The sequence below is a fragment of the Thioalkalivibrio sp. genome (genome assembly GCF_007692535.1).
Taxonomy (GTDB): domain Bacteria; phylum Pseudomonadota; class Gammaproteobacteria; order Ectothiorhodospirales; family Ectothiorhodospiraceae; genus Thioalkalivibrio.
Map to the genome: position 1 here is coordinate 1 of NZ_REBW01000049.1, position 21969 is coordinate 21969.

A 21969-nucleotide genomic window follows, 5' to 3' on the forward strand; every position below is an offset into this window, starting at 1 on the left:
TGATCATCACGGAAGCTCCGCAGAGGACCCCTTCGCGCGCAAGGCGCGCTCCCACCGGTCCTTGCCCTTGTAGGAGCCTGCCTTGCAGGCGAAGGTTTTGGCGGTTTCGCTGCGGTCAATGCGATGTTCCCGGCCTGCGGAGGATTCGTGATCATCAGGCGCGCATATTCACCAGCATCTTTTCGCGCATGGGCCGGAAAACACCTGCAATGGGGATGGAACCTTTCCCAAATCGCAAAATAACGCTTTTCTTATGATCAACATCAGGGCCGTGTCCCTGGCGTACCCAAGCGTATTGTCATATACGTCCTCACGATTTACGCTGAAAAGGGTCTGCCAGGCACCGTCCTCCGGATACCTGCAAATGTGGAGCATGAACATGGGGGTGCGCGATGATCTTCAAGCAGTTCTACCTCGAAAGCCTCGGACACGCGTCGTATTTCATTGGCTCCGAAGACACGGGCGAGGCGCTGGTCCTCGACGTGCGTCGGGATGTGGATGACTATCTCGAGGAGGCCCAGGCGCGCGGGATGCGGCTGCGTTATGCCGCCGATTCCCATCAGCACAACGATTACCTCTCCGGGATCTGTGAGCTGCCGGCGCGAGCCGATGTGCAGCTCCTGGCGGGTGCGCGGGCCCAGCTCGGTTACCCCGTCCATTACATGGATGACGGCGAACGCCTGCGCATGGGCGAAATCGAGTTCGAGGTGGTGCACACACCCGGACACACGCCGGAGCACATCTCGCTGCTCGTCTACGACCACTCACGTGGCCGGGAGCCGGCACTGCTTCTCTCCGGCGGCGCGCTCCTGGTCGACGACATTGCCCGTCCCGATCTACTCGGTGGCGATGAGGAAACGCGCTCGAGCGCCCGTGAGTTCTGTCACACGCTGCAGGAAAAGATCCTCAGGCTTCCCGACCACGTCCCTGTCTATCCGACGCACGTGGCCGGCTCGCTCTGCGGCGGCAATATCGGCAGCATGCTCTCGACCACGATTGGTTACGAGCGCCGCATGAACCGGATGCTCGCGGATCTCGACGACAGCGAAGGCTTCGTCGAGCGGTGTCTCGAACTCAAGGATCTGCCCACGGTACCGCCTTACTGGCGCCGCATGCGCAGCCAGAACACCCAGGGGCCGAAACCACTGGGCGTCCTGCCCAATCCGCCCGCCGTGCAGCCCGATGACTTCGCGCGCATGAGCCGTCGGGACGATACCTTCGTGGTCGACTGCCGGTCGCCGGAAGCCTTTGCAGCGCATATTCCCGGCGCTCTCAACGTTGCTGCAGGAACATCCTTCAGCACCTGGGCCGGAACAGTGCTGCCCGAGGATGCCCGGATCCTGCTGGTGGTCGAACAGCCGGGCGATCTCGAGGACATCTACTGGCAACTCCTGCGCATCGGCTATGACCTTCCGGCCGCCTGGCTGTCGGGCGGCATGCTGGCCTGGCGCACCAGCGGGCGCGACATCGAGATCCTGCCTCAATGGACGGTTCATGAACTACGCCACGCTGCGGAGCATGACCGGGAGCTGGTGATCCTGGACGTGCGCCAACCCGCAGAATGGTCGGAAGGCCACATCGCCGGCGCCCGCCACATCAGCGGCGGCGAGCTGCCTCGACGGCTGGACGAGATCCCGAAGAACCGGCCGCTGGCGGTCATCTGCGGCAGCGGCTATCGCTCGTCGGTGATGGCCAGTTTGCTGAAAAGGCAGGGACGCGGACCGGTCTTCAATGTGCTGGGCGGCATGACCGGCTGGCAAAGTGCGGGCTACGATATCGAGGCCGCATAGCAACGGCATTGCGAGTGGCCGATGTGACAAGGGGCACGGAAGACACGATCATGCCCCTTGCGCCGGCCGAACGACCGACCGATTCCGCAACAGCGACAATCCTTCACGAATGGACAACGTTGCCCTCACTGCCGAGATCCTGATCGTCTTCGGTCTGTTGGGCCTGACCATCGTGCTGTTCGTCACCGAGATCGTCCGTATCGATATCGGCGCACTGATCATCCTGTTTCTGATTGGCGTGGTCGGGTTGATTCCCGGCATCGAACCGATTGTGGCCGCCGACGAACTGTTTTCCGGTCTCTCGTCCAACGCGGTCGTTGCGATCATCGCAGTGATGATCATTGGCAGCGGGCTGGACAGAGCCGGCGTGATGACGCGAGTCGCGAGGCTGATACTGCAGTTTGCCGGCCGCACCGAGCAACGCGTGATGGCGGTCGTCTCGGGCGCCGTGGGACTGATCACCAGCTTCATGCAGAACATCGGGGCCGCGGCACTGTTCATGCCTGTATTGAACCGCGTCTCCGGCGACGTCGGCATCCCTCGATCGCGGCTGCTGATCCCGATGGGTTTTGCGGCCATCACCGGTGGCACGCTGACACTGGTCGCTTCCAGCCCTCTGATCCTGCTGAACGACCTGATGCCTGGCGATCTGGAGGACTTCGGCCTGTTCGACGTCACGCCCATCGGCCTGGCCCTTTTGGCCATGGTCATTGCGTACTTCTGGCTCCTGGGCCGCTGGGTCCTGCCCAAGGCCCCGGAAACCTCCGAGGATGCATCCAGGGCGCGTAGCACCTCGGACTATTTCAAGGATCTCTACGGCATCGATTATGCGATTCGCGAGGTGCGTATCGGTGACGAAAGCCGGCTGGCGGGCACCTCGATCGGGGAGTTCGAGAAGGAATACGGCGTGTTCGTGATTGGGCTCGATGACGGCGATGAACGGCAGATCGAGCCACCTCGTAATGCCGAGATCACGGCCGGCGGCCACCTTGCGATCCTGGGACCGATCGAGCATATCGAAACAGCCAGTGGTCGAGACGGTACCGAACTTCGGGACCGACTCGATGCATTTGCCCGCAGCATGTCACCGCGGCATTCCGGGATCGCGGAACTGATCATCCCGCCGGGATCGTCCCTGATCGGCGAAAGCATCGGGGAACTGCACATGCGGCGTAGTTACGGTCTGACCGTGCTTCGCATCCAGCGGGGCGACGAAATCCTCCGCGACGAGCTCAGCAGTGTCGAATTCCAGGCCGGTGACACGCTGGTCGTGCATACACGCTGGGAACGCCTGATGGAACTCGAGGACGACCGCGATTTCATCGTCATGACCAGCCGCTATCCAAAGCCAAAAAAACCCGAAGCACCCTGCAAGCTCTGGCCCGCGCTGGCCTCGATGGCCTTTGCCCTTGGTCTCGTGTTTTTCTCTGATCTACCGCTTGCCCTTGCGCTGCTGGGTGGCGCCCTCGGGATGGTGCTGACCGGCGTACTCGACATGGACGACGCCTACCGTGCGGTGAGTTGGAAGACGGTATTCCTGCTCGCCGGGCTGATTCCCCTGGGACTTGCGGCACAGAATTCCGGCGCGGCGGAGTGGCTTGCGGTCAACGGCATGCATCTGATCGGCGACGTTCCGGTTTGGGTCATGCAGGCCATGCTGTTCCTGCTGGTCACGTTCTTCACGCTGTTCATCTCCAACGTCGGGGCAACCGTACTCCTGGTGCCGCTGTCCGTGAGCTTCGCCCTGGTCGCCCAGGCCAATGGCATCGATGCAGACCCCCGGGTTTTCGCGCTGATCGTCGCCATCGCCGCCTCGAATGCCTTCCTGCTACCCACCCATCAGGTCAACGCCCTGATTCTGGATCCGGGCGGCTACCGCGTGATCGACTTCCTGCGCGCCGGCGGCCTGCTCACCCTGCTCTATCTTGCAGTCGCCTTGCTGGTGATCAACCTGCTGTTCTGAATCCGATTCGCCACGCTGCCCCCGCGGCTAAGGAAGCCAGGATGGCTTTATTCCGCGCTTCCCTAAGCGCTTGCTCCTCGCGATGCCGGGCTGCAGCAGCATTGACCAGTGATCTGCGGGCATGGATCCTCAGCTCCGCGCGAAACGGGGCGTATTGACCCGCACTTCAAACCGACCGCTGCGCTTGTTAGGCTGAAAAGCGGCTTCGTTCAATGGAAAGGAGACCCGTCATGAGAGAGCAAAAACCCAATCCGTCGCGCCGCCGACTGTTGCGCATGGGTATCGCCGGCATCGTTGCGATACCTGCCGCACCTCTGATCTTCGCTCCGGTAGCGGCGAACGACCGCGTTAGCGAGGATGACCCCGAAGCGCAGGCCCTGCATTATCGGCACGATGTTGCCGATGTGGATCACGAAGCCTACGAGGAGGGACAAACCTGCGCCAACTGTCTCCTGTACAGCGACCCCGATGCATCCGATTGGGGGCCCTGTGAGGCCTTCGCAGGCAGGCATGTCGCGGCAGCAGGCTGGTGTAACGCCTGGGTTCCGCGCAGCTGATCCCAACAGGTCGAACCGAAGGAACTGATCTCTTTAACGGTGGGGCGCACCGCCCGCGATGTCTGTGGCGGCGACCGCGATCCGACCCGCAACGTGGATCACCATTCCCCACAGCCATGCTGGCAGCGATGCCACCCGCACGACCCTTGAAAGCTTGCAAAAGGAGGCACCCGTCATGATTCAGGGAATCAAGAAAGGCGCAGCCCTAGCCATCAACAAATCAGCCGTTGTGAACGATCCAAGCAGCTTTGAGAAAATGTCGAAGATCGGACCAAAGGTCTGCCTGACCACGGCCAATGAGCCGGGATTCCTGGGCTTCCATGCGTTTCTGCAAACGGGAACACACCCGCTGGGCGGACGCTACGGAGCCGCCCAGGTGGTGACTGCGGATAGCCTGGAGGCCGTGATGGAGTCACCGAACAACCTGCGGCTCAATCCGCTCAACCTATGGCAATACACGGTCTGGGAAGACGCGGAGTCGCATGAGCGTATGCACTACGAGCAGTTCGATCGGATCTTCGAACTCTGCGGGGGCTGCCTCGACATGGTCGTCGACGGTCCCAGTGAACCGGTCTACACGATCGTCGAGGCAGACATGCCACGACTCGTGGGGCTGACGGATGTACCGCAGGTCATGGGCGCTGCATTCGCCCAGCAGAAACCGGTGCCAAAGGTCCGTCTTGCCATGAAGCGCCTGCTGGCGCTCGGAGAGCACCATGTCATGGAAGGCAGGGAACAGGCCTTCCTGGAGGGCACCATCCGCACCCTGGAGATGCTGAAGGAAAGTGCGCCCGGGATGATCGGCTGGATGATCCTCGAGAAGCAGGGCGAGTCGGCGTTGAGCACCTTTCAACTGGCGCCGCCGGCGTTCTGGGAGTCGCTGCAGACCCTGGGCGCAAACCCACCGAAATCCCGCCGAACCAATTACGGGGAATTCGGCAAGGATTACACCGGGCCACCGATCCCGATCGGAGGGCCGAAGGAGTATCTGGTGCACATGGAGTGGGAGAGCCCGGACACGCTCACCTTCGGCCTGGCCCTGACCGGGGTGAACCCGGAACTACGGAAGGTCCACGACGAAGGCGTACTCGCGCATTTGGCGCGGCTGCCGCCCTACTACCGGGTCTTCGCTCCGGCGATGGAGGACATGGTCTTCTTCCACTGAGGCCCGCGAGTGCGCGAATCCGTATCGCGCAGCGTAGATTGCGCAGCAATACCCGCCCTGTCGGGGTGCAGTCTGAAGACCGACTGCGCCCCAAGCCTCCGGCCAGTCCTGAGGAAAATGGCTTATGCTGTAAGGGTATCCTGGCGTTACGCCCATACGGAACGTCCAGGTGTGGAGGCCTCGTCCGGGCTACTCGGGGAGATGGGTGAAAACAGCTCTCTTGCAAACGGTCTCTGCTGCGTTCGGGCTGGCCATGCTGTTGGTGTCGGCCAGCCCAGCTGCGCACGAGCCTGCGCATGACAGATTGTCCCTGGAGGACGCGCTGAGTCGGGCGCAGGCGGAAAACCCGGAGCTGCTGATCAGCCGGGCACGCATCGCCCGCGCCGAGGCAGTGCGGCGGCAAACGCTCCAAGGCGTATTGCCAACGCTGAGTGTCGATGCCAGTTACCTGCGTCTGGACACGTCGCTGCTCGATGACATTCCAGTGCTTGAGCCCGGCTTCCCGCCGGTCCTGACCCGGCAGGATCTCGGACCCGTCGATGCCCGGATCGCGACCGTCCAGGTCGTTCAACCGCTCATCAATGTTGGCGCCTGGAACGCCAGACGACAGGCCGAGTTCAAGACCGATGCGGCGCGCTCGGTGCTGCGACGGACCCGGGATGAAGTCGCGCTCGCCGTCATCGAAACCTATTTTGGCGCACGCACGGCCGAGCGCCGGGTCGAGGCCGAACTGCGTGGCCTGGCAACGGCCGAGCGCGCCCTGCGTCAGGCCCAGGCGGGCTTCGACGAAGGGCTGATTCCCCCGGTCGACGTGCTCCGTGCGCGATCGCGGGTCCTGGAAATGGAAGCCCGGGTCGCCACGGCCGAGAGCCAGGTCGTCGCCGCTCATGCCCTGCTGCGGCAGGTGCTCGGTATCGAAGGCCAGGGCATGCTGCAACTCACCGATGCGGTGCCGGAGCCACCCCGTACGCTTCCCCCGGAACCCTCCGAATCCGAGATTCTTGCGCGCCGCAATGATCTGCAGGCTCTACAGGAGACGGTGAGCGCAGCCCGCTTCGGCGTACAGCGGTCCCGTTCCGCGTACGTTCCGGATGTCAATCTGTTGCTGCGTTACCAGCACGTGGAGACGGATCGACCGCTGGATCTCGCAGAGAGCGGCTGGCTGGTCGGCGTGAATCTCCGCTGGACACCCTTCGCCGGTCTTGGCCAGGCCGGCGCCGTCGACGAGGCCCGGGCGGTTGCCCAGGAGGCCGACGCTGAGCTGCGCGCCCTGCGGCTGCTTGCCCGCGGCGAGGTGCAGGAGGCACGCGCCGACTGGGAGGCCGAACTGCTGGGCTGGGACCGCGCATCGAGCGGGGTCGACGATGCCGAAGCGGCGCTGTCACTCACCGAAGCTCGCTACGCAGAGGGGTTGGACGACATGACCTCTCTCCTGCAGGCCCAGGCGGAAGAACTCGGCGCAGTCACCCGGGAGATCAACGCCCGCTTCAACACCCTGGTCGCCGCGCAACGCTACCGCCTCGCGATCGAGGCCGGCGATCCTACGGCGATTTCGCCATGACTCGCCGACGGACTGGATTTCTTCTGATCGGGCCGATGCTCATAGCCCTGCTGTCTCTTGCATGCACCGAGGCACCCGAGGCTCTCGAACCGCTCCCAACTCTCGCCGTGAAGGTGGCGTCGGCCGAGACCAGGGAGCACCAACCGGTTGCGCGTATCGCCGGCGTGGTGCAGCCAGATCGACGCGCGCAGATGGGCACGCGGCAGGCGGGGACAGTGGAATCGGTTCTGGTCGAAGCCGGTGACCTCGTCGAGGCCGACCAGCCCATTCTGCGGGTCGATGCCCGCGATCTGGAGGCGGCACGCACCGCGGCACGCCTGCAACGCCAGGCGGCCCGGGCCGCCTGGGAACAGGCGGTGCAGAATGAAGGCCGCTTCCGACGGCTGTACGAGCAGGAACTCGTGGCCCGCATCCGCATGGAAGAGGCCGCGGTCAAGGCTGAACAGGCACGCGGCCTGCTCGAACAGGCCGAAGCCGAACTGGCCGCTGCTGAAATCAATCTGGACTACGCCACGCTGCGCGCACCCTTCACCGGCGTCGTCAGCGAGATTCTGGCCGAGACGGGTTCGTTCGTCGCTCCGGGCCCTCCCCTTGTCATCTTCGAAGACCGCAGCCGCCTTGAAGTGGACGCCGGAATCGATGCAGCCAGCGCGATGCAGATCCAGGTCGGGCAGTCGCTGCCGATGGCCTTCGTCGGCATTGAAGAGACCATCGACGGGCGCGTCCAGGCGGTGCTTCCAGCCCTCGAGGGCGCCGGTGTCGGTCTGCGCCTGCGCCTGACGATCGAGGATCCTCCCTCTGCACTGAAGCCCGGCATGGTGGCCGAGATCGCTGTACCCACCATGGAGCCGTCGCGACCCCGTGTCTCGATACCCGAGGCCGCACTGGTCCGCCGCGGTCAGATGGAGGGGGTCTTCGTGGTCGAACCCGACGCCGATGGTCAGCTGAGGGCGCGCCTGCGCTGGCTGGTCCTGGCTGCCGGACCCGCCGATGCACGCAACTGGGTGGAAGTCGAACGCGGCCTTTCCGGCGGTGAAAGGGTGGTCGTCGGGGATGCGGTGGATCAGCTGACCGACAATCAGCCTGTCACCGTGGACACCCCGGTGCAAGACTGATGGACAGGCCAGGCCTCGCCGGTCTTCTGGCAAAGCGACTGATCGACTCACCGCTGGTCCCGCTCATCGTGCTCGCTGCCCTGGTGATGGGGGCGTATGGGCTGACCATGACCCCACGCGAGGACCGGCCGGACATCGAAATACCCACGGCGCTGATCACGATTCCGTTCCCCGGTGCCGGTGTCGAACGTGTGGATGAGCTGGTGGCGCGGCCGGTGGGCAGCTGGGCCAGTCAGCTCGAACGCGTCGTCGAGGTGAAGACGGTTGCCGCGGCCGACGCAGCCTTGATCGAGGTCGAGTTCTCGACCGGGATCAGCGACGCCCAGGCCTACGGCGAATTGAAGGAACTGATGGAAAGCAACCGGAGCCGGTTGCCGCCGGGAGTCGGAGCGGAATCGATCCGCACCGTGGGCGACGAATTGTTCACGGGGTTGATGCTGACGCTCTCGAGCTCGGACTGGGGAGGCTACGAACTGCGGCGCCTGGCCTCGGAACTGGCGGCGCGCCTCGAAGCGGTCAACGGCGTGCGCGCCGTTATCGTGCATGGGGGCCAGCCGCGGGAACTGCAGGTACTGCCCCGCCCGCGCGACCTGGCGGCGTACGACGTTGGTTTGCTCCAGATGTACGAGGCCATCGAAGCGGCAAGCCTGCGTCTCCCAACCGAACCGCTGCGTGGCGACCTCACCCGGCAGGTCCGCGTGGGCGCCTGGCCGACCTCCGTCGCGGACATCGAGCGAATCCAGGTGGGAACCGGTCCGGCCGGTGTCATTTATCTTGCCGACGTCGCAGACGTGATCGACGGACCCTCCCCCGACGACTCCTACAGCCTGCATTGGCAACGCGGTGAGGCAACCGAGGTCGCGGCAGTCAGCCTGGCGGTCACCAGCATCCCCTACCGGAACATCAGCGCGGTGACGGCGCGCACCCTGGAGCGCCTGGAGACACTGAAACCGCAGATGATTCCCGCGCACGTCCAGGTGAGCATTGCCTACGATGCCGGTCGGGCCGCCACCGAGACGGTCATGAGCGTGCTGGAGAATTTCTTCATTGCCACGGTGGTGGTGGTGATCATCATTCTGATCGGGCTTGGCTGGCGCGAAGCCGTCGGGGTCTCGCTGCTTCTCCCTGCCATCCTGTCGATCGTGCCCTTCGCCTACCTCTGGATCGGCTTCAGTCTCAATCCGGTATCCATCGCCGCCATGATTCTGGCTATAGGCCTGGTTGCCGACGACACCGTGATCATCATGGAAAACATCGGCCGTCATTTTCGCGAGGCCGGGGAACGCAGCCGGGACGTGGTGATCCGTGCGGTCGATGAGGTGGGCAACCCCACGATACTGGCCGTCTTTCTGATCGTCGCCACGCTCTTGCCCACTGCCTTCATCTCGGGCGAAATGGGCCAGTACACACGCGCCATCCCCATCGGCGCGTCGCTGGCCATTTTGTTTTCGCTGGTCATCGCCCTGACCGTCACGCCCTTTGTCGCTTTCCGCCTGCTGCGGTCGCCCACGGGCGATGGCGCCGGGGGTCCCCGGGACGAAGGACAGGACGAAGGCACCGAAAATGACCAGGCCACCCGCCAGGGCGAAGACCAGATGCCATCGGGTCGACTCGCGGACGCCTACCGGCTATTGCTCCAACCCTTCTTTAACCACGCCTGGCTGCGCTGGATCTTCTACGCCGTACTCGCGATCCTGCTGGTAGCCAGCATTTCCATGGTCGCGTTCCGTGCGGTGCAGCTGACGCTGGTTCCGTTTCTCGATCGCGAGGTCTTCGTGATCGAAATGGAGTTGCCGCCCGGCAGCCCGCTGGAGACCACCCTGCAGGCCAGCGCAGCAGTGGGCCGGGCGTTGCGCGAGTACCCGGAGATCGAGGCCTACACGGTCTTTGCCGGCACCGACGGCCCGCTCTTGATGGCGAGGCCTGGACCACCCGATCTGCCCACCGCATCCTCGCACCGAGCGAGCATCTATGTGCAGTTGCCGCACAAGGAGCAGCGCGTCCGGCTCAGTTACGAACTCGGCCGTGAACTGATGGACCGCCTGCCCGCACTCCTGGCGCCCTTCGACGGCCGAGCCTGGACCCGCCACATACCCTCCGGGCCATCCAACGACAACGACGTACAGGCGGAAATCCATGGAGCGGACCACGACCGACAACAGGCCCTGGCCGATATGCTCGCACGTCTCCTTGAGGAGCACGAAGCCGCCGTGGGGATCGAGCGGTTCCCCAAGCCTCCAGCCCCCGAGCTCCGCCTGACCGTTGACCAGACACGCGCAACGGCGCAGGGCGTGCTCCCTGCACGGGCAGCCGCTGCGGTGCAGATGGCACTCACTGGCCGTACGGCAACCGATCTGGACCTGCCCCACGAGCGTCAGCCGATCCCGATCGTCGTGCGGCTGCCAGAGACCGAACGACAATGGGTCGAGGATCTTGCCGGCCTCTACATCCACAACGAGGCCGGCCAGCCGGTGCCTCTGCGCGATGTGCTGGATTTCACGGAAGGCGAGACCACGGCGCACCGTCACCGCAAGAATCAGCTGCCCGTCGTGTATGTCGCCGCCCAGATCAATCGCGACCGAAGCCAACCCGTTTCGGTCCAACGCGACATTGGCGGAACATTGCGCGACCAGGACATCGAACAGCCCGACATCCGCTGGTTCAGTCCACCCGAGAGCGATCTTGAGACCACGCTGTTCTGGGGCGGCGAGTGGCAGATGACCCAGGAAGTCTACCGCGACCTGGCGCTCGCCGGCGTTGGCGTGCTGCTGGTGATCTACACGCTGCTGTCCGCCTGGTTCGGCTCGTATGTCATTCCGCTGTTGATCATGATGCCGATCCCGCTGGTCTTCATCGGCGTCATCCCGGCGCACTGGGCGATGGGGCTGGACATCGCCGGCCTCGGCGTGCTGGGCGTCATCGCGCTGGCCGGGATCGTGGTGCGCAACGCCGTGCTGCTCGTCGACTTCACGCAGCAGCGCCTCGAAAGGGGCATGGATATCCAGGATGCCCTGATCAGTGCCGGCGCGCTGCGTACGCGTCCCATCCTGCTCACTGCAGGGACGGTCGCATTCGGCAGCGGTGCCCTGATCTTCGAACCAGCCCTGAAGCCGCTCGGGCTGACGCTGGTCAGCGGTGTCGTTGTCGCCACCATGCTCACGCTGATTCTGATCCCGATGCTGTACTTCCACGTATTCGGAACCGGGTCGAGTACCGCAAGGGCTCCGGAACACCAGGAGGAAACGAGCCGATGAGCTTGAACAAGTACCGTGATAAACGCGACTTTCGCAGGACCGCCGAGCCGCGCGGCCAGAAACCGGACGCTGATTCGGGCACAAAACCCATTTTTGTCATCCAGGAGCACGACGCCTCGTCCCACCACTTCGATCTGAGGCTGGAGATCGACGGAGTCCTCAAATCCTGGAGCGTGCCCAAGGGACCGTCAACAGACCCCGCCGAAAAGCGTATGGCGATCCCTACGGAAGATCATCCCCTGGACTATGCGGACTTCGAGGGCAGGATTCCCGGGGGCCAGTATGGCGCCGGCACCATCTTGCTCTGGGATCGCGGCACCTGGACCAACATCACCGAAAAGGATGGAGAGACCCGACCCGCCAAGGAGGCCCTCGAACAGGGCCACCTGCTCGCATGGCTTGACGGCGAAAAGATCCGCGGCGGATACGCCCTGCATCGCACCGGGGGTAGTGATGGCAACTGGCTGCTGATCAAGATGGACGACGACCAGGCCGACCGCCGCCGAAATCCGGTGAACACTGAACCAAAGTCCGTAGAGAGCGGCCGCACCATCGACGAGGTCGCGGCGGACGAGTCATGATCAGCGAAGCTGAACACCGCATTCGCGTTGGTCACCACACTGTCACGGTGAAGCGTCCGGACAAGACCCTGTTCCCATCCGAGGGATTGATGCGATTACCAAGGATCAGGTGGTCGACTACTATCGACGGATCGCCGAAACCCTGCTGCCCCATCTGGATGGGCGCCCTGTGAGCCTGCAACGCTGCCCCGACGGGATCGACCGCTGGACCCTTGGCAACATCTTCCGGCGACTCGCCCAGAGGGAGGATCCTTTCAAGGCGATCGGTCAACGGGGCATTGCCATCGATCCCGAACGACTGGACAGATTATGACGGTTACGAAAAAGGGCTCGATGGACCAAACCAGTATTGTGGCGCGCGATCAGACCATCCCGATCCATCGGCTCGCCGCCGCCGGGCTTCGGGTCCTCGCGGTCATGATCCTCGTTGGGGGCGTCCTGGTATCGGCGATCTATTGGATCGTCGAATGGCAGACGCCGCCACTTCCCTGGCCGCTCGCCGCCGTCATCCTGCTGCAGATCCTCTTCGCAGTGGCGATCGCCTCCTGGGTCGGGTTGCTCTGGCGTCGCGCCGGCATGCTGCGAAACCTCGTCGCGCAGGACTACCCTGTCATGACCTGCACAGCCCTCTGCATGCGCCTGCTGGGTGAATTGATCGCCATCCTGTTCGTGCTCAGCTCCCTCGCTTTTTCGATCTCGTCGCTGGTTGCGGCAGATCTTGCCGCGGAGACCGCCCTGACCTGGCTGGACCTGCGAGCGGAGATTGTCGAGCCCACGACCTACGGGCTCGCCGCGATCACCGCACTCCTATGGCCGGTCGCCGGCCTGGTGGCGGGTGGCTTCTTCCTCTTCGGCGCCTACCTTTTCGCCGAAGTGCTCATCGCAAAACTGGAGTATTGGCGTGACATACGGCGTATCCGGGAGCAACTCGAATCCGGGAGTCCATCCTCCGTTGGTAGAGGTCCTTTGACCCACGGCGGGAACCATCGACTGTGACAGTTGGGCCTGGGCGGACCTGCAGCGGGTCTGGCCGATGCCCAATCCGAGGGTACTGGCGTTGCGGGCCTTCGATGGCAGGCAACTGGCCAAGTATTTGACGCAACTCCAACGCGAGCCGGGCGTGCGCTTTCGCAACACTCGCACCGGGGAGCCGCTGCGAATCCACTGAGGCTAGCCCCACGCACACATCCGACCCGAGAATGGCAGTCCGTCAGGCACCCCCGGGAGACAACAGTTGACCGTCGAAATCGCACTGGTTTTCACCATCATCGCCGCGGCGCTGTATCTGTTCGCCAGCGAAAAACTGCCGCTGGACATCACCGCGATCCTGATCCTGATCACGCTGATCGCGATCCCGCTGCTGTTTCACTCGCAGTGGCTGCTGGACCGGGGGGTGGATCTCCAGGCCGCGTTTCCCACGGTCCGGGAGGGGCTCTCCGGGCTCTCGAGCACGGCGACGGTCACGGTGCTCGCGATGTTCATTCTATCGGCCGGAATTCAGCGCTCGGGGCTGATCCACGTGCTTGGCCAGCGCCTGTTCCCGATGGTCGGCCGGTCCGAATTGCGGATGATCCTGATCATTGCGGCCCTGGTGGGTCTCATTTCGGGCTTCATCAACAATACCGCGGCGGTCGCCGTGGCCATTCCGCTGATGCTGGACATGGCACGCCGCCTGAAGATGCAGGCCTCGCGCTTGCTGATGCCGGTCAGCTTCTTCGGCATGCTCGGAGGTACCCTGACCCTGATCGGCACCTCGACGAACATCCTGGCCTCGGCGATCCTCGCGGACCACGAGGACTTCGGCCGCCAGATCGGCATGTTCGAGTTCACCCACCTGGGCCTGATCGTGCTGGGTGTGGGCCTGATCTACTTCGTGACCGTCGGCCGCTGGCTGATGCCCAAAAAGGACCTGATCCGGTTGGGCGACGACGAGGACCGCTTCATCATCGAACTGGGCGTGCCGCCGGACAGCCCACTGGTAGACCAGACCCTCGAGGAGTACAGGTTCGCGGTGAAGGCCTCCGTCCGGGTGCTCAAGCTCGTCCGCGGCGAGACGGTCCACATCAAACGCGCGGAAGAAATCCGGGTACGCCCTGACGACATCATCCAGGCGCACGCCGAACTGCGGCAGGTGATGGACCTGATCAAATCCGACCTGGTCGAGGTGCTCTCTGTATCGGGGGAATCCAGCCGGGTCCGCGGCGATGGCAAGCTCGTCCGCGTGCTGCTCCGGGAATCGCGATTGTTCGAGGACAAGGAGGTACGTTCCGCAAAATTCTGGAAACGCTACCAGGCGCGCCTGATCGGCCTCGAAAAGGATGCGCTGGAAGAACGTCGCATCGCCGACGAGCCGCTCGAGGTTGGTGGGATCGCACTGCTGGAGGTCTCAAGAACTGCGCTGGCCCGCCTTCGCGACACCGAGGACCTGATGATCCTGGAGGAGAGCCAGGATGAGTTCAACCGCCGCCGCATGTGGATCGCAGGCGGCATCATGGCCGCCGTGGTGCTCGGGGCCACGTTGACACCATTGCCCATCGTGGTCACCGCGCTCATGGGCGTGGTCGCAATGGTGGCGACGGGCAGTATCGACAGGGAAGGCATGTACGCCAGCGTATCGTGGCCGGTGATCTTTCTTCTTGCCGGCGTGATCCCGCTCGGCATCGCGATGACGAAGTCCGGCGCGGCCGATCTGCTCGCGGGGCTCCTGGCCGTTCAGGCTGGCGGCTGGCACCCGATTCTCGTGCTGATGGCCCTCTACCTCGTGACCACGCTGCTGACCGAACTGGTCAGCAACAACGCCTCGGTGGTGATCCTGGTCCCAGTGGCGATCTCGCTGGGGCATATCCTGCAGATCGACATCTTCGCGCTCGTGCTGGCGGTGATGTTCGCGGCTTCGACCAGCTTTCTGTCGCCCATCGGGTACCAGACCAATACGATGATCTTCGGCACAGGCCTGTACCGATTCACCGACTTCGCCAAGGTGGGGGCACCGCTGAACCTTCTGCTGATGGTGGTGACCAGCGTCAGCATCTGGTGGTTGTGGATTGTCTGAGATCTGGTGGCCCGTCGGAAAGCGTCAGCCTCCCCGGCAACGTCATCGCCCCGCTGCCAAAACCGGACCACGGCTTTCTCGGCTTCGACCCGAGGGCGTCGACAGTCTCGGCGACCGAATCGGCGTGCCAGGAAGGCACCGTGGTCAAGAAGTCGCGGAACTTGTTTCTTGGCACAAATTCCCAAACCTGTCTATATTACGCAGTAATCGGGGCTGTGACAGGCGGATGGGCTCCTAGGTAATCATCCCCAGGAGTCGCCCCAGGGACGCACATTTCGATCGTCGTCCGTCTAATACCAAGGCATCCCGATCGCACAAACCAAAAACTTTCGAGTTACAGTCGTTGCCGATGTTTCTCAATCAGTCGCCGACCCAATGAACCACGCGGACCCAACCAACGGAGACGACCGAATGAGCGACGGGCCTATCGTCATACTCGTGGACGACGACGCCGAGTTGCGGCGCTCGTTATCCCTGGTCCTGGGCCTCTCGGGTTACAGGACGGTCACCTACCCCTCCGCCGAGGCCCTGTTGCAGGAGCTGGATGTGCATTGCGACGAGCTCGGCTGCATCGTTCTTGATCTCCGCATGCCGGAGATGAACGGCCTCGAACTGCAAGAGGCCCTTCATGCCCGCGAGTGCCTGCTTCCGGTCATCTTCATCACGGCCTTTGGCGATGTCCCGGCATCCGTACAAGCGCTCAAGGGCGGCGCCGTCGACTTCCTCGAAAAACCCTTCGCCACGGAGTCTCTACTCGCTCGTATCGATGAAGCGGTCGAAGTGAACGGCCGACTGCGTGCCCGCGTCCAGGGGCAGCGGGAGACGCAGGAACGGGTGAACGAGTTGACACCGCGTGAGCGCGAGGTGCTCCAACATGTCACTGCAGGCCTCAGCAACAAGGAAATTGCGCGCGAGCTCGATATAAGCCCGCGTACCGTGGAGAAATACCGGGCCCGCATGATGGAAAAGATGCAGGCGGAAAGCATCGCCGAGTTATGCCAGATGTCCAGAGACGGCGAGGCCCGGGGGGTGGGCCTGCGGGGAAACGGATCGGACGCGGCTGAATAACGCCCGCACCCCGGTTCTCCGGCGTGATCACCGCCGGCGCTGGTGCTCTCAGCGGCTAACCAACCTGCGAGCGGCGCAGTTGTGCCTGGTAGCGTTCCAGGAAATACGCGATGGTCTCGGTGCGGATCTTGATGGATCCCGAAGGACGGTTCTCGTCCAGATCCTTGAAGCAGAAATACGGCGTCCCGGAGCGCTCGATGATCTCCTCGACCACGGAGTAGATCGGGGCGTCGTGGCCGCACTTGAAGCTCGACAGCTCCAAAGCGATCAGATTGGGATGGCGGGCGATGAATTTCGCGGCCCAGAGCTTGCGCGAGGTGTGCTCGGAGAAACTGTGTTTCCAGACATCGTCGATCACCAGCGGTGACTCGATGTCGCCAGCACGGACCTCGGCCCCGAAAAGCCGCTCCAGAAGGTCGGCGTCCAGTGGTAGCGCGTCCTGCCAGAAGATGGGGTAGCCGGCGCGCTGCAGTTCCTCGAGGATCCCGTGATTGACGCCCGGGTCGTTGTGGTACGGGCGGCCGAGGACGCCGATGCCAACGCGGCCGTCGCGTTCCAGCGCGTCCAGTTCGGCCCGTTGGCGTGAGCGCATCTTCTCGTAGAACCGCTCGAGGGCGCCCAGCCCCGCCTCGACCGCGCGCCGCGACTCCTCCAGGCTCATCCCCAACGCTTCGCCCCAGTCTTCCTGCATCTGCCGTGCGCAGAGCTGCGGCTCGTCGAGATTGACGAAGGTCTTCTTGAACGAGATGCCGTGCCTGGCAAACAGATCACCCTCGGTGACAAACGCCGCGTGGGTGGCCTCCGCCGTCGCCACCACGGTGGGGCAGGACTTCGACGCCTGCACGCCGTGGAGGCTTGTGGGCAAGCCGTCGATCATCGGGAAGAAGACGTGGGTCAGCGGCTTGCGCGCGTGCACGCGCTCGAGCAGATCGTGCACATGGGCGATACCCAGCTTGCTCGGGAAACATGGATCGATGCTGCCGCGCCGCGCCCCGCGGTGGTACAGATCCTGGTCGGTGTAGGCCGAAAAGACCAACTGGCGGTAGGACAGACCGAGTGCCATGAAATAGCCGACGAAGAACGGCGCAGAGGAATACAGATTAAGTACCCGTGGCAACCCGATGCGCAGCTTGCGCCGTTTTTCCATGGCGGCAAAGCGCCGAGCGCCCCAGCGGCGGCGCAGAGGGGCCAGGATGCCATGACGCGTCGGACTCCCGGCGACGGGATCAACGTCCGGGCGCTTGAATACCGACCGGGCGGCGATCTCCAGGAAGTTCGGGTTGCGCCGCACCACGTCATCGAGGTCGGCCTTGATGCGGCGCATCTCGCCGAGATCCTCCACCCTGCCCTTGTCGCAGTTGGCGACGATCACCCTGCGATGCCCCGGGGGAGGCGCGGACGCGGAGTCGCCGGAAGACTCCTGAATGGCCGCTTCCGGTCCGGCCGCATCGCTGTCTGCCGTGTGCACATCGATGAAGGTGCGAAGACAGAGATTCTTGCAGAAGTGACATCGCGTCTCTTCGCGGCGGATCGTTCGATGCCGGACCCGACGGGCCCGGTCGATCCCGATGAATGAGGTGGGCTGGTCATCGCGCCAGAGGCGCCGGACCTCCAGGGCGCAGCCGATGGCCCCGGACTCGCCGCAGTGGCGATGGACGCGGATGTCGCAGGACTGGCCGGTCCTGCGGAAGCGGGCGCGCAGGTAGTCGACCTGGCTCTTCACCGCCGCCAGGTTGTTCTGCGTGCCGCCCTGGAGTACGAAGCGACTCCCGAGCTCGGCCGGATTCGGGATCTGGGCAACGTAGAGCCAGATGTTCTTGGGCAACACGGCCGCCAGACCCGCGAGAATCTCCCTGTGCTCCCAGCCCTTGCGCTGCACGTCCACGATATCGGACTGCAGGAACACCGCGCAGCCATGATTGAATTCCGGCATCGCCTGGGCGCTCAACGCGACGTCGGCGTAGTCGTCCACCTCCACGCCGAAGGCCTTGGCGGTCGCCTGCAGAAAATACCCGTTGCCGGCCGAGCACTGCGTGTTCAACCGGAAGTCGCGCACGCGGCCGTCCTTCAGGAACAGCAGCTTGATGTCCTGCCCCCCGACATCGACGATGACGTCCGTTCCCGGATAGAAATGCTGGCAGGCATGGGCGTGGGCCACCGTCTCCACCAGGGCCGTGTCCGCGTGCAGCACGTCGCGGATGATGTCCTTGGCATAACCGGTGGTCCCCACTCCGAGCACCGTCAGCTGTGCCCCCTGCGCGGTCACGTGGCATTCGAGTTCGTCGAGGATCGCAACCGAGTCCTGAATCGGATTGTCCTGCGACAGGCGGTAGGCCTTGGCCAGCACCTCTCCCTCCGGACTCAGTAGAACGCCCTTCGTCGAAGTGGACCCGGCGTCGATCCCGATGAAGGCGGCAACGCGCTCGCCTGGCTGCAGGGTGACCGGCTGCCACGGCTCCTGACGAAACTCCTGAAGAAAGGCCTCCAGTTCTTCCGGGCTGCCCACCAGCCCGCGGGGAATCCCGTCGCCACGGACCTCCTCCCGGCTGCGTGCAATATGCGCCTCCAGCCCGGCGCGCCCGAGATAACGGCCGGCTCCCAGATCCTCCTCCAGCTCCCGTCGCCCGAATTCCGCGGCGCCCAATGCCGCGAAGTACTGGGCATGCTGCGGCACCACGATGTGCGCGTCGGCTCCGCGCGCGGGATCGGGCAGGGCCACCCCGCGCTCCTGCCAAAGGTCCCGCAGGTTGCGCCGCCAACACTCCTGCATGCCGCGGATGAAGGTATTCGGACCGCCCAGCAACAGCACGGTCGGGCGCAGGGTATGGCCGCGGGTCAGCACGGAAAGATTCTGCTGGACGATGGATTCGAACAGCGATGCCATCAGGTCTTCGGTATCGATGCCCTGCTTCTGCAGCGAATTGATGTCCGTCTCGGCAAAAACCCCGCACTTGCCCGCGACGGGATGGATGGTACAACCGTCGTAACCCATGGATCCGAGACGCTCCGGCGCGATCCCGAGCTTGCCGCTGATCTTGTCGATCACGGCACCGGTACCGCCGGCGCATTTGTCGTTCATGGACGGGATCTTCTTCTTCCCACGCGCACCCAGATCCTTGAACACGATGATCTTGGCATCCTGCCCACCGAGTTCCACCACGCTCCCGACCTCCGGATGCAGCATCTCCACGGCCAGCGAAACCGCGTGGACCTCCTGCACGAACCGGCCTCCGAGTTGCGCGGCCAGGAGGCCGCCCCCGGACCCGGTGACGAAAATCCGGAAGTCCGCGGCCGGATGACCGGGAAATGCCGTCTCGATACGGGCCAGAAACCCGGCCACGGTCTCCGCCTGCCGGGTCTCGTGCCGACGGTACTCCTGCCACAGCAACTGCCTGTCGCTGGGATCCATGACCACCGCCTTCACGGTGGTCGAGCCTACGTCCAGACCGATGACCAATCCCGTCGGGTGTTCACTGGAGCGTGGTCCTGGCGTTGTATCAGAGAGTGTGCGCATCAGGCCTTGTCCGCGAGGATTCCTGTATTCACGCGCTGCTGCTCCTTCCAGCCGGGGTCACGGGCCATCAGCCTGGCCACGTGACGGATGAAATTCGCTCCGCGCCCGATGACCCCCGGGTGTTCCGGGATCGGATGGAACGGATCGCCGAGATGCGGATGGCGGACCACGTAGGCCTGTACGGTCTCCAGGGAGAGATTGCACTCATGCAATGCCTGACGTAATTCGTCACGGGATTGGGTCTTTGCCTCGCTGAGCGACATCTGCACGCGGGAGTAGGCATTGAGTTCGCCGTCACCGGCGGTTTCGATGGGCAGGAAATTCATCTCGGGATAACGGGAGAGTACCGCGGCCTGGGCACCGTCGGACTGCGTCGACGGCATGCACCCGAACGGCTTCAGCGACAGGGTCATGTGCGCCTGACGGTGGTGGAACGCGTGGATGTTCTTGGCGATCTCTAGATACCCCTCACCGCCCATGATCCGCGAGTGGTAATACGGGTTGCCGATGCGTTCGAGCTGTAATTGGCCGGTCAGCGGCGGCACCGTGCCGCCGATTGCCGCCCGCAGCCGATCGTATTCCCGGTGCATGAGCCACCCCGTCAGCCGCAGGAGGCGATCCTGAAACAGGAAACGGGTCCAGGCCCCGAGCCGGCGCAGAGGCTGCAGAGGCCCCGCGGGAATCCGGTCGACCGCCACGACCCGGCGATCCCTGGCGACCCCATGCAGATTGTGGCGCATGTAGTCGATCCACGCGGCGATCGGCTCGACCCTCACCTCGGCACCCTCGCTTTCCAGGAACTGAAACATCCGGAAGTTGCCGTCCCCTTCGGTCGTCTGCGCCCAGAATTCGCCGGTGATCTTGACCACCGGCTTTGCACGTAAACGGTCGACCTTGATGTTGCGCTCGATGATCGAGCGGCACCGGGACAGCATCCGAACGTAATCCGAATCGCGCAACTGGCCCAGAAACTGTGCCAGGTCCTCGGCCGACCCCAGCGGCGTCAGCGGCCTCAGCAGACGGGTCATCCAGCCTGGGTGAGCCTCATAGCTTTTGTCGCGCAGGATCGTCTCGCATTCCGTCAGACACTCCTCGAGGACTGCGTCGACGGACTCGGAGTCCACGGCATAGGGCCGCATCTGATGGAATACGGCGTTTAGCACATCGGCGGCGAACAAGCCGTTCAGCAGGGCCCGATACAGCCTGAGATTGGTTTCGAAACCATCACCCACTGCTCCCGGGTCGTGGCCGTCGCCGCCCGCCTTCTTGTCGAAGGTGATCACACGGAATCCATCGAACCCGGCCTTGTGCAGCGCGGCCCGGTACTGAGCCTCGTACATGCCGAACCGGCAGGGCCCGCAGGAGCCGACCGTGACGAACACGTAGTCGGCGACAATCCGCTCTGGCGCGACCCCCTCTTCGTCGCGCAGGCGCGTGAGATAATTGATCAATGCCCCGGTGACGAAGTAGACAGGGTTGCATTGGCCCGCCGTGCAATACTCCCGGCCGGTCTGAAAATCACGGCGAGTGGGCGTCGCCAGGTGATCGGCGCGGTAGCCAAGACCCTGGAGGGTCGCCTTCAGGAGCCGGTCGTGGGCCGTTGAGAGACTGCCGAAGATCAGGGTGACATGACCCCGCTCCGCGCGCGTGAAAGGCCGCTCCGCGGGGCGCTTGTAGAATCGCGAAACACCCGCCTGCGCGACATCGGCGCGATGCACACTCATTGGTTCGGCGACCATTTCCGGAACAACCAAGTCCCGAAGGACCAGCGCTGCTGGCTCATTGTGTCAGCCTCCCATGGTTTCGAGGAACCCTGAGACCACCGGCCTGCTCCATCGCCAACCCGGTGGGAACAGCCTCAAGTGGCTTGACGCTGCAAGGCTCAGTCGAGCACGAAGGTGACCTTCATGTCCACCCGATAACTGGTGACCTTCCCGTTCTCGACTCTGACCTTCTGTTCCTTGACCCAGGCACCCCGAATACCGCGGATCGTCTTTGACGCCCTGTCGATGCCCTGCTGGATCGCGTCCTCGAAGCTCACGTTGGACTCGGCGGTGATTTCCGAAATCTTTGCGACTGCCATCATCGTCCTCCTTGGTGGTGAAAACCCTCGCTGGATCACATATGGGACAGGCTTGCCGCGCACGGTCTGACGACCGCACGCGACACCCGGGCTTCCCATGCCATTCCAGCTCCCACCCAAGAAGATAGAGGACACTCCGTCCGATCACCATGTGGGGCTCGCACCTAGGTAATCACACCCGTTGACGCCGTGCAGCCCTGCATCCGGACGGGTACAGCTTGACACCCGCCATTACCCCTGCGATGCGTTCGATCCTCCCGGCGAGC

16 protein-coding genes are annotated in these 21969 nt (G+C 63.9%); 13 read left to right on the forward strand and 3 right to left on the reverse strand.

Annotation, left to right across the window (positions count from 1 at the left end; genetic code table 11):
- Positions 1 to 392: 392 nt before the first annotated feature.
- The 13 genes from EA346_RS00910 (at position 393) to EA346_RS00970 (ending at position 16106) form a co-directional block, all read left to right on the forward strand.
- Positions 393 to 1790 carry an MBL fold metallo-hydrolase gene (locus tag EA346_RS00910; protein ID WP_296754478.1) on the forward strand — a complete coding sequence of 466 codons (1398 nt, stop codon included), beginning with the start codon at positions 393 to 395 and terminating at the stop codon, positions 1788 to 1790.
- Between the two features lie 109 nt (positions 1791 to 1899).
- Positions 1900 to 3753, forward strand: a complete 1854-nt coding sequence (locus EA346_RS00915; RefSeq protein ID WP_296754481.1) for an SLC13 family permease — start codon at positions 1900 to 1902, stop codon at positions 3751 to 3753.
- A gap of 230 nt (positions 3754 to 3983) precedes the next feature.
- Positions 3984 to 4310, forward strand: coding sequence for a high-potential iron-sulfur protein (locus EA346_RS00920; RefSeq protein ID WP_296754485.1), 327 nt, complete (start codon positions 3984 to 3986; stop codon positions 4308 to 4310).
- Between the two features lie 175 nt (positions 4311 to 4485).
- Positions 4486 to 5475 (forward strand): sulfur oxygenase reductase family protein, encoded by a 990-nt coding sequence (locus EA346_RS00925; protein WP_296754488.1) that lies wholly within the window; start codon positions 4486 to 4488, stop codon positions 5473 to 5475.
- A 205-nt stretch (positions 5476 to 5680) separates the two neighbouring features.
- Positions 5681 to 7036: a TolC family protein gene (locus tag EA346_RS00930; RefSeq protein ID WP_296754490.1), complete on the forward strand. Its 1356-nt coding sequence runs from the start codon at positions 5681 to 5683 to the stop codon at positions 7034 to 7036.
- 35 nt (positions 7037 to 7071) lie between these two features.
- On the forward strand, positions 7072 to 8151 hold the full coding sequence (locus tag EA346_RS00935; RefSeq protein ID WP_296754493.1) for an efflux RND transporter periplasmic adaptor subunit: 1080 nt from the start codon (positions 7072 to 7074) through the stop codon (positions 8149 to 8151).
- A complete protein-coding gene (locus EA346_RS00940) occupies positions 8151 to 11405 on the forward strand; it encodes an efflux RND transporter permease subunit (protein WP_296754495.1) in 3255 nt (1084 codons plus the stop codon). Before EA346_RS00935 ends, EA346_RS00940 begins: the two co-directional genes overlap by 1 nt.
- Positions 11402 to 11986, forward strand: a complete 585-nt coding sequence (locus tag EA346_RS00945) for a DNA polymerase ligase N-terminal domain-containing protein (protein WP_296754498.1) — start codon at positions 11402 to 11404, stop codon at positions 11984 to 11986. The genes EA346_RS00940 and EA346_RS00945 overlap by 4 nt, the downstream gene beginning before the upstream one ends.
- A 109-nt stretch (positions 11987 to 12095) precedes the next feature.
- Complete coding sequence (locus EA346_RS00950; RefSeq protein WP_296754500.1) at positions 12096 to 12299, forward strand: hypothetical protein; 204 nt, start codon at positions 12096 to 12098, stop codon at positions 12297 to 12299.
- Positions 12296 to 12982: a hypothetical protein gene (locus EA346_RS00955; protein ID WP_296754503.1), complete on the forward strand. Its 687-nt coding sequence runs from the start codon at positions 12296 to 12298 to the stop codon at positions 12980 to 12982. The genes EA346_RS00950 and EA346_RS00955 overlap by 4 nt, the downstream gene beginning before the upstream one ends.
- Positions 12983 to 13019: 37 nt before the next feature.
- On the forward strand, positions 13020 to 13154 hold the full coding sequence (locus tag EA346_RS00960; protein WP_296754505.1) for a hypothetical protein: 135 nt from the start codon (positions 13020 to 13022) through the stop codon (positions 13152 to 13154).
- A gap of 66 nt (positions 13155 to 13220) precedes the next feature.
- Positions 13221 to 15038, forward strand: a complete 1818-nt coding sequence (locus EA346_RS00965; protein ID WP_296754507.1) for an SLC13 family permease — start codon at positions 13221 to 13223, stop codon at positions 15036 to 15038.
- 411 nt (positions 15039 to 15449) lie between these two features.
- Complete coding sequence (locus tag EA346_RS00970) at positions 15450 to 16106, forward strand: response regulator (RefSeq protein ID WP_296754510.1); 657 nt, start codon at positions 15450 to 15452, stop codon at positions 16104 to 16106.
- 55 nt (positions 16107 to 16161) lie between these two features.
- On the opposite strand, the gene EA346_RS00975 is transcribed toward EA346_RS00970, so the two are convergent.
- The 3 genes from EA346_RS00975 to EA346_RS00985 all read right to left on the reverse strand — a co-directional run bounded on the left by EA346_RS00975 (position 16162) and on the right by EA346_RS00985 (position 21706).
- The gene (locus EA346_RS00975; RefSeq protein WP_296754511.1) at positions 16162 to 19620 is read right to left on the reverse strand and encodes a BadF/BadG/BcrA/BcrD ATPase family protein; all 3459 of its coding nucleotides are present in this window, start codon (positions 19618 to 19620) and stop codon (positions 16162 to 16164) included.
- Positions 19620 to 21344, reverse strand: coding sequence for an activator of (R)-2-hydroxyglutaryl-CoA dehydratase (locus tag EA346_RS00980; protein WP_296754514.1), 1725 nt, complete (start codon positions 21342 to 21344; stop codon positions 19620 to 19622). The genes EA346_RS00975 and EA346_RS00980 overlap by 1 nt, the downstream gene beginning before the upstream one ends.
- Before the next feature lie 158 nt (positions 21345 to 21502).
- Complete coding sequence (locus EA346_RS00985) at positions 21503 to 21706, reverse strand: dodecin family protein (protein WP_296752119.1); 204 nt, start codon at positions 21704 to 21706, stop codon at positions 21503 to 21505.
- Between the last annotated feature and the right edge of the window lie 263 nt (positions 21707 to 21969).

Bases quoted from the DNA above. Each gene is read 5' to 3' on its own strand.
- EA346_RS00910 (WP_296754478.1), top strand. From the start codon at position 393: ATGATCTTCAAGCAGTTCTACCTCGAAAGCCTCGGACACGCGTCGTAT.
- EA346_RS00915 (WP_296754481.1), top strand. From the start codon at position 1,900: ATGGACAACGTTGCCCTCACTGCCGAGATCCTGATCGTCTTCGGTCTG.
- EA346_RS00920 (WP_296754485.1), top strand. From the start codon at position 3,984: ATGAGAGAGCAAAAACCCAATCCGTCGCGCCGCCGACTGTTGCGCATG.
- EA346_RS00925 (WP_296754488.1), top strand. From the start codon at position 4,486: ATGATTCAGGGAATCAAGAAAGGCGCAGCCCTAGCCATCAACAAATCA.
- EA346_RS00935 (WP_296754493.1), top strand. From the start codon at position 7,072: ATGCTCATAGCCCTGCTGTCTCTTGCATGCACCGAGGCACCCGAGGCT.
- EA346_RS00940 (WP_296754495.1), top strand. From the start codon at position 8,151: ATGGACAGGCCAGGCCTCGCCGGTCTTCTGGCAAAGCGACTGATCGAC.
- EA346_RS00945 (WP_296754498.1), top strand. From the start codon at position 11,402: ATGAGCTTGAACAAGTACCGTGATAAACGCGACTTTCGCAGGACCGCC.
- EA346_RS00955 (WP_296754503.1), top strand. From the start codon at position 12,296: ATGACGGTTACGAAAAAGGGCTCGATGGACCAAACCAGTATTGTGGCG.
- EA346_RS00960 (WP_296754505.1), top strand. From the start codon at position 13,020: ATGCCCAATCCGAGGGTACTGGCGTTGCGGGCCTTCGATGGCAGGCAA.
- EA346_RS00970 (WP_296754510.1), top strand. From the start codon at position 15,450: ATGAGCGACGGGCCTATCGTCATACTCGTGGACGACGACGCCGAGTTG.
- EA346_RS00975 (WP_296754511.1), bottom strand. From the start codon at position 19,620: ATGCGCACACTCTCTGATACAACGCCAGGACCACGCTCCAGTGAACAC.
- EA346_RS00980 (WP_296754514.1), bottom strand. From the start codon at position 21,344: ATGAGTGTGCATCGCGCCGATGTCGCGCAGGCGGGTGTTTCGCGATTC.
- EA346_RS00985 (WP_296752119.1), bottom strand. From the start codon at position 21,706: ATGATGGCAGTCGCAAAGATTTCGGAAATCACCGCCGAGTCCAACGTG.